At 48.8% G+C, this 15,887-nt stretch carries 10 protein-coding genes; 4 read left to right on the plus strand and 6 right to left on the minus strand.

The annotated features are described in order from the left end of the window. The first annotated feature begins 97 nt into the window (after window positions 1-97). The 4 genes from G7Y39_RS01320 to G7Y39_RS13590 all read left to right on the plus strand — a co-directional run bounded on the left by G7Y39_RS01320 (window position 98) and on the right by G7Y39_RS13590 (window position 3,656). Complete coding sequence (locus tag G7Y39_RS01320) at window positions 98-649, plus strand: RNA polymerase sigma factor (protein ID WP_165154305.1); 552 nt, start codon at window positions 98-100, stop codon at window positions 647-649. After that, on the plus strand, window positions 636-1,976 hold the full coding sequence (locus G7Y39_RS01325; RefSeq protein WP_165154307.1) for a porin family protein: 1,341 nt from the start codon (window positions 636-638) through the stop codon (window positions 1,974-1,976). The genes G7Y39_RS01320 and G7Y39_RS01325 overlap by 14 nt, the downstream gene beginning before the upstream one ends. 21 nt (window positions 1,977-1,997) lie before the next feature. Beyond that, complete coding sequence (locus G7Y39_RS01330; RefSeq protein ID WP_165154309.1) at window positions 1,998-3,257, plus strand: LVIVD repeat-containing protein; 1,260 nt, start codon at window positions 1,998-2,000, stop codon at window positions 3,255-3,257. A 255-nt stretch (window positions 3,258-3,512) separates the two neighbouring features. Next, window positions 3,513-3,656: an ATP-binding protein gene (locus G7Y39_RS13590; RefSeq protein ID WP_241159936.1), complete on the plus strand. Its 144-nt coding sequence runs from the start codon at window positions 3,513-3,515 to the stop codon at window positions 3,654-3,656. A 78-nt stretch (window positions 3,657-3,734) separates the two neighbouring features. On the opposite strand, the gene G7Y39_RS01340 is transcribed toward G7Y39_RS13590, so the two are convergent. From G7Y39_RS01340 to G7Y39_RS01365, 6 genes are read right to left on the minus strand one after another with little or no spacing between them, the layout of a single operon-like run. After that, window positions 3,735-6,434 (minus strand): prolyl oligopeptidase family serine peptidase, encoded by a 2,700-nt coding sequence (locus tag G7Y39_RS01340; protein ID WP_165154311.1) that lies wholly within the window; start codon window positions 6,432-6,434, stop codon window positions 3,735-3,737. Between the two features lie 55 nt (window positions 6,435-6,489). Then, entirely contained in the window at window positions 6,490-8,598 is a 2,109-nt protein-coding gene (locus G7Y39_RS01345; RefSeq protein WP_165154313.1) for a DUF4910 domain-containing protein, read from the minus strand. A gap of 11 nt (window positions 8,599-8,609) precedes the next feature. Continuing rightward, window positions 8,610-9,143 carry a DUF1735 domain-containing protein gene (locus G7Y39_RS01350; RefSeq protein ID WP_165154315.1) on the minus strand — a complete coding sequence of 178 codons (534 nt, stop codon included), beginning with the start codon at window positions 9,141-9,143 and terminating at the stop codon, window positions 8,610-8,612. Window positions 9,144-9,163: 20 nt separating this feature from the next. Then, complete coding sequence (locus G7Y39_RS01355; RefSeq protein ID WP_165154317.1) at window positions 9,164-10,852, minus strand: SusD/RagB family nutrient-binding outer membrane lipoprotein; 1,689 nt, start codon at window positions 10,850-10,852, stop codon at window positions 9,164-9,166. Window positions 10,853-10,872: 20 nt separating this feature from the next. Then, window positions 10,873-14,037, minus strand: a complete 3,165-nt coding sequence (locus G7Y39_RS01360) for a SusC/RagA family TonB-linked outer membrane protein (RefSeq protein ID WP_165154319.1) — start codon at window positions 14,035-14,037, stop codon at window positions 10,873-10,875. Between the two features lie 39 nt (window positions 14,038-14,076). Beyond that, window positions 14,077-15,621, minus strand: coding sequence for a M28 family peptidase (locus G7Y39_RS01365; protein WP_165154321.1), 1,545 nt, complete (start codon window positions 15,619-15,621; stop codon window positions 14,077-14,079). Window positions 15,622-15,887 lie beyond the last annotated feature (266 nt).

Below are 15,887 nucleotides of genomic sequence, written 5' to 3' on the forward strand. Positions count from 1 at the left end.
TCTCCTCCTGTTTTTGGCGTGAAGGTAACTTTTTTCTGAATAAGATGCAACTTTTAGGATACCTGTTTCATCCATAGTATAGAGAGTATAAGTACTTATGGATGAACAACTGTTAATCAATGGATGTATGCGGGGTGAATCATGGGCTCGTAAGGAGTTGTACGAGCAATATGCTCCTGCCATGATGAGTGTTTGCATGCGTTACGTAGGTGACAGGGAGACGGCCCGCGATCTTCTGCAGGACGGGTTCGTGAAGATATTTACGAAGATCCGGTCGTATTCCGGCTCCGGAGCTTTCGGGGGGTGGGTACGGCGGATCTTTGTCACTACGGCTCTTGAATATCTCCGGTCTTCAGAGAACACGAGGCTAAGTGTAGGTCTGGACGGCTATGACGACAGTTTGGAAGATATCAACTACTCCGTATTGGACCGTTTATCAGCGGACGAGTTGTTGGCTTGCGTGGCCCAATTGCCGCCGGGATATCGCACGGTCTTCAACTTATATGCGATAGAGGGATATACGCATAGCGAGATCGCTGAGATGCTGCATGTGCAGGAGGCGACTTCCCGCTCCCAGTTTATCCGGGCGAGGAACGCTTTGCAAAAGAGTGTACAATCTTTAATAAAGCACGAAAATGCGGGACGATAAGGATCATAACGAACAGTTGGATGATTTCAGCGGCTATATGCGGCAACGCTTGGAAGAGCATCAGTCGCCGGTAGATGCCGGCTGTTGGGATGAGGTGGAGGCCCAGATGAACCGGAGAACGAGGTCACGGGGGTGGTTGTGGACGGGAGGCCTGGCTGCCGCCGTTGTGCTGGCCTTGGTTATTTGGCAGCTACCTTCCTCGGAGAAGATGCCATTGGAGGAATCGGATCCCTTTCAGGAAGAGAAAGCGGAGAAAGCGGAGGAAATGAGTAGGCTTCCGGAGCATCCCGTTTTACCTGTAGAGCCTGTGAAGAAACGTATAGCGAAAGTGTTGAAATGGGGAAAAAGGGCTAAGCCTTCCGCTATTGTTGGAGAAAAGGGAACGATCCTGGAGGATGAGAGGCGTGAAACTATCGAGATTATTGAGGAGGTAGCGTCCGAGGATTCAACGAACATAGTCGTTAAGCGAGGTGACTCTACGGTTCCTTTACCGGAAGGCGAACGGAGTCTCCAGCGAAAAGCCTCTTTGAAAAAGAAAGCCAAGAAGAGCAAACGGAATAAATGGTTATTGGCGGCCTCCGTTGGCTCCAGCGGTTATGTAGATAGCTTTTTAAATACAGATATGAGTTATGGCGATGCTTTTCCTCCGGAAGATATGAATAATTCGACGGGAAACCCTGATCCGAATAAACCGGATAAAGACGATGATGAAAAAGAGAATGGTAATACGCCTCCCCAAACGGTCTCATTCCGTAATGCCTCGGTATTACGGAGTCCTAAGTTGGATGAGAATTTCCTGGATAATGGTTTGTTCGAATCTTATCCGGACGTTAGTTATTCCCTTCCGATATCTTTCGGCTTTACGGTACGAAAGGACTTTAGCCGGTGTATAGCCGTGGAAAGCGGATTGATGTACACGTATTTATCCACTACGTTTAAGAAGGGAGGGGATTCTCCGTCGGAGGTAAAATCGTCTTTACATTATTTGGGTATTCCGTTGAATCTAGTGGTTTATTTATGGAAGAATCAGAGATGGAATGTCTATCTCTCCGGAGGCTTTATGATGGAGAAGGGTTTGCAGGCCGTGTATAGTGGCTATATCACCGGAAACGGGACAACTATCTCTAAGCGCAAAAAGGAGGACATCCGCGGTATGCAATGGTCCGTGAATGCCTCGGTCGGTGCCGCTTATCGTTTCTATGGGGATTGGAGCCTCTATTTCGAACCTCGCTTCTCCTATTATTTCGACTGTGATCAACCGGCTAGTATCCGTACGGACAAGCCGTTGGGATTTGGGTTGAACGCAGGTATACGATATGCTTTTTGATGATTAAAATCTATTATAATTATGCGTAAACTTTTTTATTGGGCATTTGCCTTTAGCCTTTGCGCCTTAATGGGATGCAAGGATGATGGAGTGAGAGTGGAGGTCGTTCGGTACGCTATCAATGAACCGGTATTCATGTCGATTTCCGAGTTTCGGAACTTAGTGAAGGTGACGGATGAGGTGGTGCCAATCACCAAGCGGGGTAAGATCTGTTTCTATAAGGATTACCTGTATATTTCTTCTCCGGATAAGGGCATCCATATCGTGGATAACAGGAATCCGGCATCTCCCCGGATAGCGGGCTTTGTAGAGCTGATCGGTAACGAGGATCTCTCGATCAAGGATGATAAATTGTATGCGGATTCGTATGTGGATTTGGTCTGGTTCGATATCTCTGATCCGGAGAGACCTGAATTGGAAGGCCGTGTGGAGAACGCATTCCGTTATGCGCTTCCGACCATAGAGAATGACTATGGGTTCGATTATAATATGTGTTATTCGGAGGAAGCGAGAGCGAAAGGTGTCGTGGTTGGTTGGAAGCTGAAGGAACGGGAGGAAACCATTTATTATTATCCGAGTTCTGGCGATTGTTTGACGAACGAGGTGGCTTCTGGCACTTCCGCACAGGGAGAGAACGGATCTATGGCTCGTTTTTCTATTTATGGTAAGTACTTATATACGGTAGAACAGAATGTTATGTGTGTTTTCGACCTTTCCGGTGACAAGCCTGTCTTGACGACAAATGACATTTGGTTGCAACGTGATGTTGAGACTCTTTTCAATTATGAGGATAAGCTGTTCATGGGAACTCCGACCGGTATGTTGATCTATTCGTTGGAAGATCCGCTAGCACCTAAGTATCGTTCTTCCGTAAGTCATGTCTTTGGCTGCGATCCGGTTGTCGTGGAGGATGATTTGGCATATGTGACCGTGCATTCCGGAAATACTTGTGGGCAAAATGCCAACGAGTTGATGATTATAGATGTAAGTGATGTGGATCAACCGAACCTGCTGGTTACTTATGGCATGAAATGCCCGAAAGGATTAGGTATCGATAACGGTACTTTATTCCTCTGCGACGAAGGATTAAAGGTCTTCAACGTGAAGGATCCTATGACCTTGATGGCTAATCAGCTTGTTCATTATGCCGGCATGGAGGGTTATGACGTAATCCCTTTTAAGAATATCTTGATGATGATCGCCGACGATGGCCTTTACCAATACGATTATTCCAATTTACAAGCCATATCTCAGTTAAGTAAATTGCCAATGGGCGAATAGTGTTTAGTCTGACGCATCTCCCAGAACCGAAAAGAGCCGAGGTGTTTATAACCTCTTTATTTCGGAAGAAGGAACAGTTGTTGTGCGCCGAGCCGGATAGCGATCGTATTCGTTCCTCCTCTGCAGAAGCCTTAACTGTGCATATGCGGACCAAAACTTGATTGTGTGGGCTCTGACTAATTTTGATCTGTAACGCATTACAGGCGATAGAGGGGCTAACGGATGGCATCGTTTTTATAGAGGCCTTGGAGACAGATGGTAGGGTATATATATACAGCCATAACAGACAATGGCTCCGGTATTTCTCCGGAACTATTGTCTGCCATCTTTACGCCTTCCTTCTCTACGAAATCCAGTGGCAGCGGTATCGGCCTCAGTATCTCCCACCGCACAACGTGATTGCATGGCGGTGATTTAACCCGTTGATTCCTCGCCTGATGCCCGTACCGAGTTCCGTATGAAGCTGTAATTGCCTGATCAATACCCCAACTCAAACGGTTGTTCTACGGCAGGTACGCCTTCTGACATCCATTTAGGCATCTTCTCTTTTTTTAGGTAATGGTTGAAGAATTGGAACATGCGACGTTGGAAATCGATGCGGTTTGCCATATGCATCGGCCAATGCGGTTCGCCTGTATAATTCAGCAACCAGCAAGGTTTACCTAACCGTTTCATGGCAACGAAATACTCGATACCCTGGTACCAAGGCACATGACCATCGGCATCGTTGTGCATGATCAATATTGGGGTCTGCACCTTATCCATCGTGAACAACGGCGAGTTTTCCAGATAACGAAGCGGCGAGTTCCATGGCGTAGCTCCTAAACGGCTTTGCGTATGCTCGTATTGGAAAGAACGAGCCATGCCGGAACCCCAACGGATACCGCCATAAGCGCTAAACATATTTACGACAGGCGCCCCAGATTCGATAGCGGAGAATAAATCCGTACGAGTCGCTAAATAAGCTACTTGGTAACCTCCCCAGCTATGTCCCTGCGCACCGATTCCTCTTTCGTCGATATATCCTTTGGCGATCATCATGGTGATACCCGGCATTAAGCAGTTATAGCAACTTTCCCCCGGATAACCATCTACATAGCGAATGTCCGGGTTGAAGATGACGTATTCATTGCTATTGTATAAATGATAATCAATCGTAGAACGATGCGGCTCCGGCATACGGTAATTATATAAAGTCTCCGAATTCCGCTCGTAGAAGTTTACCATCATCGGGTACTTCTTGTTCGGATCAAAATTTGCCGGCTTATAAACGACACCTTCCAGTGGACGGCCGTCCAAGGAAATCCATGATACCAACTCGGCGGTACCCCAGATAAAGCCCTCCTGCTGTTTGTCTCCATGAGTCAATTGCACGGATTTCTTGAACGCCAAGGTAGAATAGTGGATATCCGGGTATCGCTGGAAGGTTTCCATCGTATAGATCACGTCGTCCGTATTCTTCGCCTTGTTGATAGATCGCAGCATGTAATTACCTGCCAGCAAAGTCTTCGGAACGGCCGGCGCGGAGAGGCGTGCGCTATAAAATCCGTATCCTTTTGTGATCTCGTTGAATCCTTTTAATAATTGTGGTTTACCGAGATCGATAAAACGAGCCTCTTTATCCAATTGTTCCAAGTGGTAGGAAAGTTTCTCCTTCCTTCCGTTCACGGTCAGGTTGATCGGAGGGATGGCTGCGGTCGGATCGAATTTCCAGATGTCATAACGATCATAGATCAAGAGATTTTGATCGTTTGCGGTCCAGCCGGCGGCTCCATGCGCATACGGATAATCGGGTACGTCGTTCTCCTCGTTCCAGGCCGGGAAGCTTTCCGGAGTAGTTAAGCGATATTGCTTACCTTCCGCCAAAGCGATCGTGTACCAACAGCTATCCGTCTCGCCATACCAATACGCATATTTACCTTGTGGGGAGAGGCGGAAACGGCCATAATCCGCTTGGGCGATTTGCTTGCGCTCCCCGTTATCCAACGATACGGTATAATAGTCGCTGCGTGTGCGGGCCTCCCACATGGAAGACAATGAATACGGACGGGAAGTAGAAAGGAGCGCCAAGGGTGCGTCACCCTCATTACCCAATTGGATATTCGGTAATTCCTCATTCGCCAATTGGAAGATAGAGCCGTTACCCAGATTATAAACCGCTTGATAGCTTTTCTTTAAGTCTTTTTTCTTGTTGTAATCCTGTACGGTATATTGTACGGGCTCATCCCAACTCCAAACCTGTACGTTCGGACGATTCTCGGCTAGTTGAGTCGTATCTTTTTGCCTCGGCTCTGGAGAGGTGCCGAAAAACAGACGGGAAGCGGATTTCGAGAATTGAAGCATCCCGTTCTCATTGATTACCCATTCAGCGGGGAAAGCACTGTTTCCACGAGTGGCGATTTCTTGTGCGGGAGCGTTATGTTCGGATAGCCATAAGCTTAATGCTTTGTAAGAAGAATCCTTGTCGGCGCAATATAAGAAAGCCAACCGTTCCCCTTTTTCATCGAACGTGGCCTGTTTGAATACACCTTTTCCCTCTTTGATGAGCACCGGGCTTCCCTTCTCCGGATTCAAGGTGAATATACCCGCTTCTCCCTCCGCCGCACTCGTGTAATATAGCACACCGCTTTTCTTGGCGAATTGGAAATCCGTTACGGCTGGAAACCGGAAGGTCTTGCTTCCATCCAGCGAGCGGACGTACAAGGTGGAGTCCTTCCGCCCTCTTTGATAAGCGATCCAATCTGCCTCGTCCGCTAATTTGAAGGTCTTGAGGGAGTCTATCGTCTCCTTTTTACCGGCGACGGAATAGATCACCAAAGTGTTCATTGGCATTTTATCCTTTTTTGTCTTCAAGATTTTCAAGGAATCAACCGTAGACTTCCTAGGTGTCTGTGTGACGACCAGATAATAAGAAGAGGCGGAGAATGCGAACTGACCGGCTGGGGAAAAAGTGGCGGCCTCTTGTCCTTGACCCGCGTATAAATAAACGGTAGCGTCACCTTCCCAAGGTTCCATCTTGCAAGCTACCCATTTTCCGTTGTCCGAGATCTCCCGGTCTGTGATTCGTTGCCAAGTGATCAGGTCATCAACTGTTAGGTTTTTAGAGGCGTTTTGCGCAAGGGTCGGGGAGAGACCTCCCAGGCAGGCGGCAAAAGCCAAGTACTTTAAGTGTTTCATCGTGGTAACATTTTAATCGTGAAGCAAAGATAATGTTTTCTTCCCGAAGATCAGTCTAGAATGTAACAAGTCCAGCTTCTTTCAACATTTCAAGGAAACGTACGATGTCCTCCAATTTATCTGCGTCAGGGAATTGGGCATCTTGCATTTTCTTGATATCCAATATGCTGTTCTTCCCGGATACGGTCAGTTTGGCGATATCGTCGCCATGCGCCAAGGTCGTGCGTGTATAAGTGCCGCCGGTTTTGGGGGACGGCTTATATTTTTCTGTCAATTCCTTCGGAATGGATCGAAGTACGCCATAACCGGTCTCTTTCACCTTCGCTGTAGAGCGGGGGAATATTTTGGAAGCACTCTTCTCTTCCTCTGTCAGTTCGATACGCTTAATGGGTACTATCTTTAACACAGTCGCACGTGCTTTCATCGCGGCATCGATCTCTTTGTGATTACTTGCGCTTTTCTCTTGCAGGGTGTTTTGCAGCGAGGCGATGTGATTTCTCAAGAGGGAGCTGGACGGTGCTAATTCCAGAATACTTTCTAATGTCGCCTTCTCATTGATTAACAAGGCATCTTGGTTGAATTTCGCCTTCTTGTAGGAAGCGGTAAACAGCTCTCCTGTCGTTTGATACAGCAGAGTGAGGTCATCGTTCGCTTTGATCGACATCCGTTTAGCAGCGTTGGAGGCGACCTCGTTGGCGATCGCTAGCGCTTGGTTCTCATCGGCGGCCGCGATCGTATAAGCCGTAGCGGCGGCAAGGACGATGGCCCGATGCAATTGCGTAGGATCGCAGATGGAAGGACGGTCGCCGGAGGTATGGTAGTAGTTGTCCGGCCAAGTGATCATGATAACACCCGGTACCTGAACCCCCCAGTCGCTGAATACTTCATGATCCGAGTATCCGTAGTGGGCGTTGATTGAATAGTAGAAAGGATCTTGTGACCCGGTGAGGCTGTACACTGGTTTCAGTGCGTCCGGTCGCCCCATTCCGGTAGCGACGAATGACTTGTTTGTCGCGCCCATGTAATGGTAGAACGATTCGGCTACGTCGTTCAGGTAATGCGGGTTCCCCATGGTGGTGCGATGCAAGCAATAGAAAGAGCCGCTCTTGCTCAACCACAAGCCTACCATATCCAGGTTTATGTTGCAAAGCGTTCTGTCGAGTATCTCCTTGTTCTGCTTGGCCCAAGGTATGGTTCCTTGGAATTCCGGGACCCAGATGAAGCGTATGCTCCGTTTCGGGCGAGGTAGTTTACCGCTATCGAACAAATTGTTTAAGGTACGTGCCACTTCTAGCAGGGCGGCCGATCCGGAGATATTGTCATTGGCCCCCAGCTTCACGTATCCCTCGAAGAGGTGTGCGGAGAAGATGACCTCTTCCGCATTCGGGTCGGTGCCGGGGATGAGGCAAGTGGGGACTTCAATGTCTGTTTCCTCTTCCATGGTCTCTACCTTGGCGTGAACGGTGATTTTCTCTCCTCTCAACAAACGATCGCGCAACGCATACCCGTCTCTAGGCGTTAGATTGAAGCAGAAAGTCGGTCTTTGGCCGCGAATACCGCTGTTGGGGATCTGTAGCGGATCAATCAAAGGACGGGGTGAGTAGTAGCTGATGATGCCTACGGCTCCGGCCTCTACTGCCTTGTCATGTACCCGGGAGGCAGCGGCTTCGGTGACGGCGATTTTCCCTTTGAGGTCTACCGCCTTGATCTCATGCGCCTCCCCCCGGCCGATCCACGCTAGTTGGGCGGTGATATCTGCGTTCTTGCTCCCTTGCCCCAAGATGGCAGCAAGATCTTGGTAATCGGCGATCTTGACTTGTTTCGGGGATACCTCCCATAAGGAGGCGCTTATCCCATCCCAAGTCTTGGTCTTGCCGACCCGTTCGGTCTTGGCGTTCTGTATGCCAAATCCCTTCAGTTTATCTACCACGTACCTCGATTCCATGAACAGGCCTTGGTAGTCCGCATGTTTTCGGTCTCTCTCGTATGGTGCGATATCTATGATGTAATGATAGGCCCTGTCTCCGGACGATTCTCCGATGAGCAGGTCGTAATACGTCTCATTCAACAGGCTGTGGTTGAATGGTGTCGTGTAGTTCTGTCCGTTCGCTACGAAAGCGAGCCAGGTCAGGACAAAAATAATAGCATCTCTTTTGTAATTCATATTGCGATGATTTATTTAATTGTAATCAAGAATACCATGGTATTGAAATTACCACTTACCGTGTACTGGGCAGGAGCGCTTTCGATACGTAACGGAAGTGCGTATGTCTCGCCGGATACCAGTTCGCTGTTTGTCAGGTCTATTGTCAGATTGGCCTGTGCGCTCTGGTTATTAAGCTTTGTCCGGTCTGTAGGGTCTATGTCGGAGGCCTTCCTGATCGTCATGATCAGCGGGAAGTTGAGGTTATAGCTGGAAGCCGGTAGCGTTTTTGCCTGGTTTGGCAGCAAACTTTCGTCTATACCTACGACAACGGGGATCTCCTCTGTGATATCTCTCCAGTCTGCGATGCTGTAATTCACATATAACGGTGTGGTGATCGACGTACTGCCAGCTTTGTAGCTCAGGCTGAGTGAATGATTTACGTAGGGAAGCTCGATAACGGGCTTCTGGTTCTCAAAATCATACAAATACTCATCATCTAGGCACGAGGTCATTAGGACAATTGTACAGATGGATAAAAATAAGGATGTTATTTTACTTTTCATGCTTTCTCTGTTTTAGTTGATTATTGGAATGTAGTTGATTTTTGCAAATCCGGATTCTCTTTGTCCCAGAAAATTAATGTCGTGAAAACGTCGATATCGCTTCTGTAATTATCCGGGTTTAAGTTCTTCTCCGTGTTCGGATAGAGGAAGCGAGCCATCATTTTGTTGCTGTATTGCGCACAGTTGGATGCATGTAATACCGGTAAGTCTGTGCGACGGACCTCACTCCATGCCTCTAATGGGTCTACCATGTACAGGCTTAACCATTTCTGGGTTTGGATAGCGTTCATCTTCTGTTCCGTAGTAGTCATCAAGTCCCAGTTCACGGCTGCGTCGTTTTGCGATAAGTACTCGATGGCAGCCTCGGCAGCCGTGCCGGTGATGGCAGGTCTGGCACCTGCGGGGCGAGAGAGAGCTGGCCATGTGGAGGCATCGCTCCGCAAAGCGGTCTCATAGGTGTTGAACAGAGAAATGACAGCCTCCTCGTAATATTTCTTGGCAGCGGCATCTCCACCGTCTATCAATTTGCGTAGAGCAGCTTCAGCTAAGTAAAATCCTACCAATGAGCCTTGCATTACGATGATGTTCTGCGCAGGGCCGGTCTCTTGATCGCAAGTCTTGGATACGACTCCGAAGCCGATTTTTGAGGCGTAGTTGGTTTGCGCCGGCGACATTTGCCCAAACGGTACTCCGATGTAATATTCATCCTCTAAATCAAAGCGATCGTAATTGGCCCGTCCGTTCGCGTCGTTCGCTAGATATCTGCGCGGGTCTACGAATACACGGAGTAATGGATTGTTGGTATTGCGCAAGCGGCTGACTACTTCCTCAGTCGGCACGGACGATTTGTGTCCGGAGTACTCTTTGTCTAGGTAGGTGTATCCATATAAGTAGTAGAGTGGGTTCATTTTTACATAAGTTGAGCCGTTTACAGTGGACTGTCCTTTGTAATATCCCGGGTTACTGGTTGCGTTCTCGCCGATACTCATAACCTTGTCTTGTACGGCCTTGATCTTCGCCGATACGTCGCTCACGTTGGAGATACGCATCAACAAGCTCAATTGGAGGGATGCCGCGTAACGTTTCCACGCTTTAAAGTCACCTCCGAAGTAGATGTCGGCAGAGGTTAATGCCCCTTTGTTGTAAGTTGTGTTTGCTAGCGTTTGGTCGCATAGCCCAATCGCTTGGTCTAGCATTTCGATCAAGCCGTTATAGATGGTAGCTGCATCATCATATTTAGGGGTCAGATATTCACTTCCCGCACTGGCCTCGGTGAAAGGTACGTCGCCGAACATGTCTACCAAACGGCGGAACTCGTATGCTTGCAAAGTCTTGGATATCGCTTCGAAACCGGTATCGCCGCTCTCGATCGCCTTTCTCTCTATGTTCTTTAGATTGGCGATACGGCTATACGGACGTCTCCAGTAGTCATCGAAACTTTGTGGCATAACACCGCCTGTCAAAAACGGATAGGTGCCGGAATAATCGCCGGATTTCGTCGTGTGCTCGGCCAAAAAATGGACGTTGGAGGAAGAGATCCGGTAATAGCATTCATCGTTTTGCACGGAAGTCAGCAGCAAATCGCTTGACACGGTGCTTTCCAATGCTTCGTTCGGGTTTTTGTTCACGTCCAGCCAGTCGGAGCAACCGCTCAGGCCCAGAAGTGTACCACTTAAACAAATTGTATATAATAAAATCTTTTTCATCATGTTCTAGGTGATATGATATGTTAGAATGAAACCAATATATTAAAACCGTAAGTACGTGTAGATGCGGAACCGGTTCCCGCGTAACCGGTAATGTTCCGGTTGTAGGAGGTTCCGGTGATGTTACTGTTTCTGCCTGCGCTCGTGAAATCAGGATCTCCCCAGATATTGGTTTTTGGAGTCCACATGAACAAGTTACGCCCGACAAGGCTGATAGAGGCTCTCTGTATGAAACCGATCTTCTGGATCAAACGTTTGGGAACATCGTAGTTCAAGGATAACTCGCGTAATCTCCAGGAAGCGGCGCTGACGATTTGATTGGCCTTGCATTGATTATAAGTCCCGTTCCAGAAATTATCGCCACCATCGTACACTGTGATATTTGTGTTGTCTTGGTAAGATACGTTGCCGTTCGCGTCTACCTGTTCGATCACGGAGTTCGGGAATACGAAACGCTGACGGCCTGCTGTCGAAGATAGGTAAGAAGATCCGGTAAACAACATATTGCTTTCAACGCCGAATCGTGTTACGTGACCGCTACGGTAATCGAATGTCGCTCCAAGACTGAAGTCTTTCCAGCGCATGTTGGTGGTTAGTCCGATGCGCACGGTCGGTTCTGTCGTCCCGCAGGCGATCAAGTCACCGGCAGTCGGCATACCGTTCGAGCTGTTGACAATCACTTTCCCCTCTTCGTTACGTTTCCAATCCGTCGCCTTGATGACGGGAAAGCTCTCGTTCAATACAGCGTAGACTGGCATTTCATCGCCGCTGTCATCCAGCATTAACTCGATCGCATCTCCGGCTAATTCCGTCACTTTCGTGTTGATAAAGGTTGCGTTGGCTCCTACGATCCATTGGAAATCTCCTAGTTTTAAGAGCGGCGTGATACGCAAGTCTAGTTCCAGACCTTTACCTTTCATCGTACCGGCGTTGATATAACGTGCGTCGAATCCCGTAGAGGAAGCGATGCTGATAGGTACGGTCTGGTTCGTTGTCGTTTGGTGATAAACGGCAGCCTCCAAAGAGATACGGTTGTTCAGGAAGCCAAATTCCGCGCCGATCTCGTACTCCGTCGTGAACTCCGGCTCCAGGTCTTTGCTATACAACGTGGAGTTGAGCTTATAGGCCGTCAATGTCCCGTACGGGAAATAGTTGTTGATAGATGCTGTATTCTCCAAGCTGTAGGGCTGTACGTTCACGGTTCCCACTCTTGCCGCGGATGCCCGTACCTTGAAGTGATTGAAGATTTCGCTTTTCATGGAAGGGATCGCATCAGTCAATACGACAGAAGCGTTCGCGCTTGGGTAGAAGAACGACCAGTGAGACGGGTCCAACAGGGAAGTCCAGTCATTACGTCCCGTGACTTGTAGGAAAGCCCAGTTCTTATAGCTTAAATCCAAACTGCCGAATAGACCGGTCTTACGAGTACGGCTCCAGCGGTTGGATCCGTTCAGCTCTCCGATCTTGTTCTTTAAGTTGTAGAAGTCGTCCAATGCCAGGTTGCTGGCGGACGCTTGCTTGTATTCAGAGTAGATGTCTTGTAGCGAATAACCGACCATCGCTTTCAGTTCAAAGTCCTCGCCGAATTGATGGTTGAAGAAGGCCATGAAGTCCATGTTGAAACGGCTGTTCAGATTGGATGCCGTATTATAGGCCGAGTACTGGTCTGTGCTAGCTTGGTAGATATTGTTAGCGGCCCACGTGGAGTAATGGAACGCCTCGGTCGTGATGTTGGTGTTGTTGATACCCAAGTTCACGCCGGCACGAGCCATGAAACGTAGCCACTTGAATGCCTCGTAATTCAACTCGATAGAACCGGCCAATCGGTCTTGGCGTGTTTTACGGCGATGCGTGTCGATCTGGAAGAATGGATTTGGATAATAGTCATTGATCCACTCATTGGGATTGGCTCCGGTACCATTTTCCTCGCGCCAGTTCTTGAAATCAGACAGATCGAAGTTTGCCGGTGTATTAATCAAACTGTAGATTCCGGAGGAGGAGTTCGTATTCATGTCGAAATTCGAATGCGTATAGGTAGCTTTCGCACTGGCCGAGAAGTTCTTGTAATTACGGCTGGCGTTGAAACGCACGGTCTGGCGGTCGGAATCGTCACCACTGATGATACCGCTCTGGTCTAGACGTTGGTAAGAAAGATACATGCTTCCATGATCGTCGCTGGAAGAGTAAGACACGTCGTGTTGGATACCCAGGCCTGTCTCATAGAAGTTCTTGCGTCCGTCTTTCGCATATTGATACGGGCGTGTTAGGTAATACCCCTCTTCGGTACCGTCGTATAGCGGGCTACCTACCTCGATCATGCCACCATCGAATTCGGGGCCGTACTGTTGGTTCTCGTCTGAGGTGTAATAGTCGAAGTTGGGAACACCCAGTAGGTCATCTGTATGGCCCTGTCCGAAACGGGTTTGGAACTTGGGCAGATAAGCGACCTGGTTCATGGTTGTCGTTAAAGAGTAGGTGATGTTCGGCTTACCTTTCGCTCCTGTCTTAGTGGTTACGATCAAGACACCGTTGGCTGCTTCCGAGCCGTAGAGCGCGGCAGCGGAGGCGCCTTTCAAGACGGATATATTGTCGATATCGTTGGGATTGAGTGATTGCAGGAAGTTGATAGGGGTCTGCACGCCATCCAATACCAATAAGGCTGAGTTATCTCCCTTGAAAGAGCGGGCGCCACGCAGTGTCACACGGGTCTCTTGGTCGAGGGCAGCCGAGGTGACGTTGATTTGCAAGCCGGATACCTTTCCGCTCAACGCGGTGGTGGCATCCGATCCTTTCGCCATGTTTAGCTCCTCGTTATCCACTTTCGCCGTGGAGTAGCCGATGGCTTTCGCCTGACGTTGGATACCCAAGGCGGTGACGACGACTTCATCGATCGTCTGCGTGTCTGCTTTTAGTAGGATCTTTACCTTGGCTGCCGCCTTGACAGTCTGAGTGGCCATTCCTACGTATGATATTTTTAATGTCGCTTTCTGTGGGACATTCATCAGGCTAAAGTTTCCATCCAGGTCTGTGATAGTTCCGATATTGGTACCATCTACTAATACGGAGGCCCCGATGACGGGTTCGTTTTCCTCGTCGACAACGCTACCGTTCACGGTAATCGTTTGCGCGGAGATCGCGCAAACGATTACGAATAGCATCGCGAAGAGTGTTAATGCTTTTCTTTTCATGTTTGTTTGTGAATTGTTATTTGTATGACATTTACTTTATTACCGCATGGATCCAGCCGGTATGTTCTCCGGGTAACCCGGCTTGACAGGGATGCGGGAGTCGTCCATAGCTGCGTTCAATACGAGCCAGGCGGTGATGGCCGCGTCTACTTTCAGGTCATCCAGCGACAGGCGCTCATATGTGTCCATTGTCGTGTGGTACGTGCGGTCATATTCCAGCTCGTCCTGGATGAACTGGTAGGCCGGAAGGCCGATGCGCGTGAACGACAAGTGATCCGTCCCGCTCGTCTTACGTAAGGAAAGCGTCTTGAATCCTAAGGATTCCAGCGGTTTCTTCCATGTCTCGAAGAAGGGAACGGCCAGGTCGTTTTCCTCGAGGTAGATACCGCGGAAACGACCGGAGCCGTTGTCCATATTAAGGTAGAGGGCGAACTTCTCGTAGCCCGGGAGTGTCTTCTTCTTGTCCGTATCATACAGGTACTTGTTTGCGTAGCCGCGCGAGCCGTATAAGCCCTGCTCCTCGCCGCCCCAGAGAGCCAGGCGGATCGTGCGCTTCGGAGAGATATTCAGCGACTTGATGATGCGCATTGTCTCCATCATGACGATGCAACCGGAGGCGTTGTCTGCCCCGCCGGTACCGCCGTGCCAAGAGTCAAGGTGTGCGCCGATTAGCACGATCTCGTTTTTCAACTTAGGATCGGAACCGGGGATCTCGGCGATCACGTTATTGATCCTCGGGTTGTTCGTGAAACGGTTCTTGACATCCAGCTCCATCTCTACCTTCCCTCCTTTATTGAGCATGCGAACCATACGGTTATGATCCTCGATCGGGAGGATGATCTCCGGGGTCGGCTCCGGATCTCCTTGTTTGTATTGTACTCCACGCGAGCTGGGTACGTTAAACGTACCGCTCCCGCTTACTACCGCCAGTACATGCTCGTCTTTCAGCATCTCACCGATGGCACTTTGCAACTCGCGCATGGCCTGCCAGTTGGACGGCATCGCACGTCGCCGGGCATTAGCCGGACGTGGGTCTTTCTCCAATTCGGTCAGTTCCTCATCCGTATAGCGAGAGGCTAGCGGTTCGAAGCGGATCTCGTACGTTTGCTGTATGGGCATCAGCACGATCTTGCCCGCTAAACTCCCTTTGTACTTTTCCAGGTCGGCTTTCTCTTTCACGTCGATCGTGACGCATTCTCCCTTCACCAACCCGTCCGTGCTGCCCGACCATGCTTTTGGATTGGCCGCGAAGCTGCAGTAATAGGGGGCGGTCATAGCCACGTAATTCTTCTCGTTGTCCCATCCTCCTTTGGCGAACTCGAAAGCGAATTCTGCCCTGGGATTGGACAATCCTAGTTCCTCTAATTTGTTAATGACCATTTTTTCCGCACGAAGCTTCATTTGCGAGGCTGCCAGGCGCGGACCCAGATCATCTGTCATGAACTGTGACAAATCCTCGATCTTGGAGTTGTTGAATGCCTCGTTTTTGATCCGGTACGCTAACGCTTCGTCCAGACAGGTCTGGGCATACGTCATCAAGTTTGCGGCGTAAGCCGCGATTACCAATAGTGAAAATTTTCTCATATACAGTAAATTTGTTAATTATTAGTTTGCCTATATTTGCTACGGACAACCTTTGTTTTATAAGATTATTAGACTTTTTTATGCTTGTATGAAATCATAATTCCTATTTTTATTTGAGATTCTCTGTCAAAATGATCGCAAATATATGCATTTGATTTCTTTTTCATACAATAGATATTTAAGGATGTTTATTAGGTTAACATTATTTATGAATACATACCCATCGCCTCCTCACAGGCTTATAACAACATGCCTTTTTAATTCGT

Source organism: Parabacteroides sp. ZJ-118, assembly GCF_011038785.1.
Lineage (GTDB): Bacteria > Bacteroidota > Bacteroidia > Bacteroidales > Tannerellaceae > Parabacteroides.

What these genes read in the sequence shown, in the direction of transcription:
- G7Y39_RS01355 (WP_165154317.1), bottom strand. Translation starts at nt 10,852, where the DNA reads ATGATGAAAAAGATTTTATTATATACAATTTGTTTAAGTGGTACACTT.
- G7Y39_RS01340 (WP_165154311.1), bottom strand. Translation starts at nt 6,434, where the DNA reads ATGAAACACTTAAAGTACTTGGCTTTTGCCGCCTGCCTGGGAGGTCTC.
- G7Y39_RS01350 (WP_165154315.1), bottom strand. Translation starts at nt 9,143, where the DNA reads ATGAAAAGTAAAATAACATCCTTATTTTTATCCATCTGTACAATTGTC.
- G7Y39_RS01330 (WP_165154309.1), top strand. Translation starts at nt 1,998, where the DNA reads ATGCGTAAACTTTTTTATTGGGCATTTGCCTTTAGCCTTTGCGCCTTA.
- G7Y39_RS01365 (WP_165154321.1), bottom strand. Translation starts at nt 15,621, where the DNA reads ATGAGAAAATTTTCACTATTGGTAATCGCGGCTTACGCCGCAAACTTG.
- G7Y39_RS01360 (WP_165154319.1), bottom strand. Translation starts at nt 14,037, where the DNA reads ATGAAAAGAAAAGCATTAACACTCTTCGCGATGCTATTCGTAATCGTT.
- G7Y39_RS01325 (WP_165154307.1), top strand. Translation starts at nt 636, where the DNA reads ATGCGGGACGATAAGGATCATAACGAACAGTTGGATGATTTCAGCGGC.
- G7Y39_RS13590 (WP_241159936.1), top strand. Translation starts at nt 3,513, where the DNA reads ATGGTAGGGTATATATATACAGCCATAACAGACAATGGCTCCGGTATT.
- G7Y39_RS01320 (WP_165154305.1), top strand. Translation starts at nt 98, where the DNA reads ATGGATGAACAACTGTTAATCAATGGATGTATGCGGGGTGAATCATGG.
- G7Y39_RS01345 (WP_165154313.1), bottom strand. Translation starts at nt 8,598, where the DNA reads ATGAATTACAAAAGAGATGCTATTATTTTTGTCCTGACCTGGCTCGCT.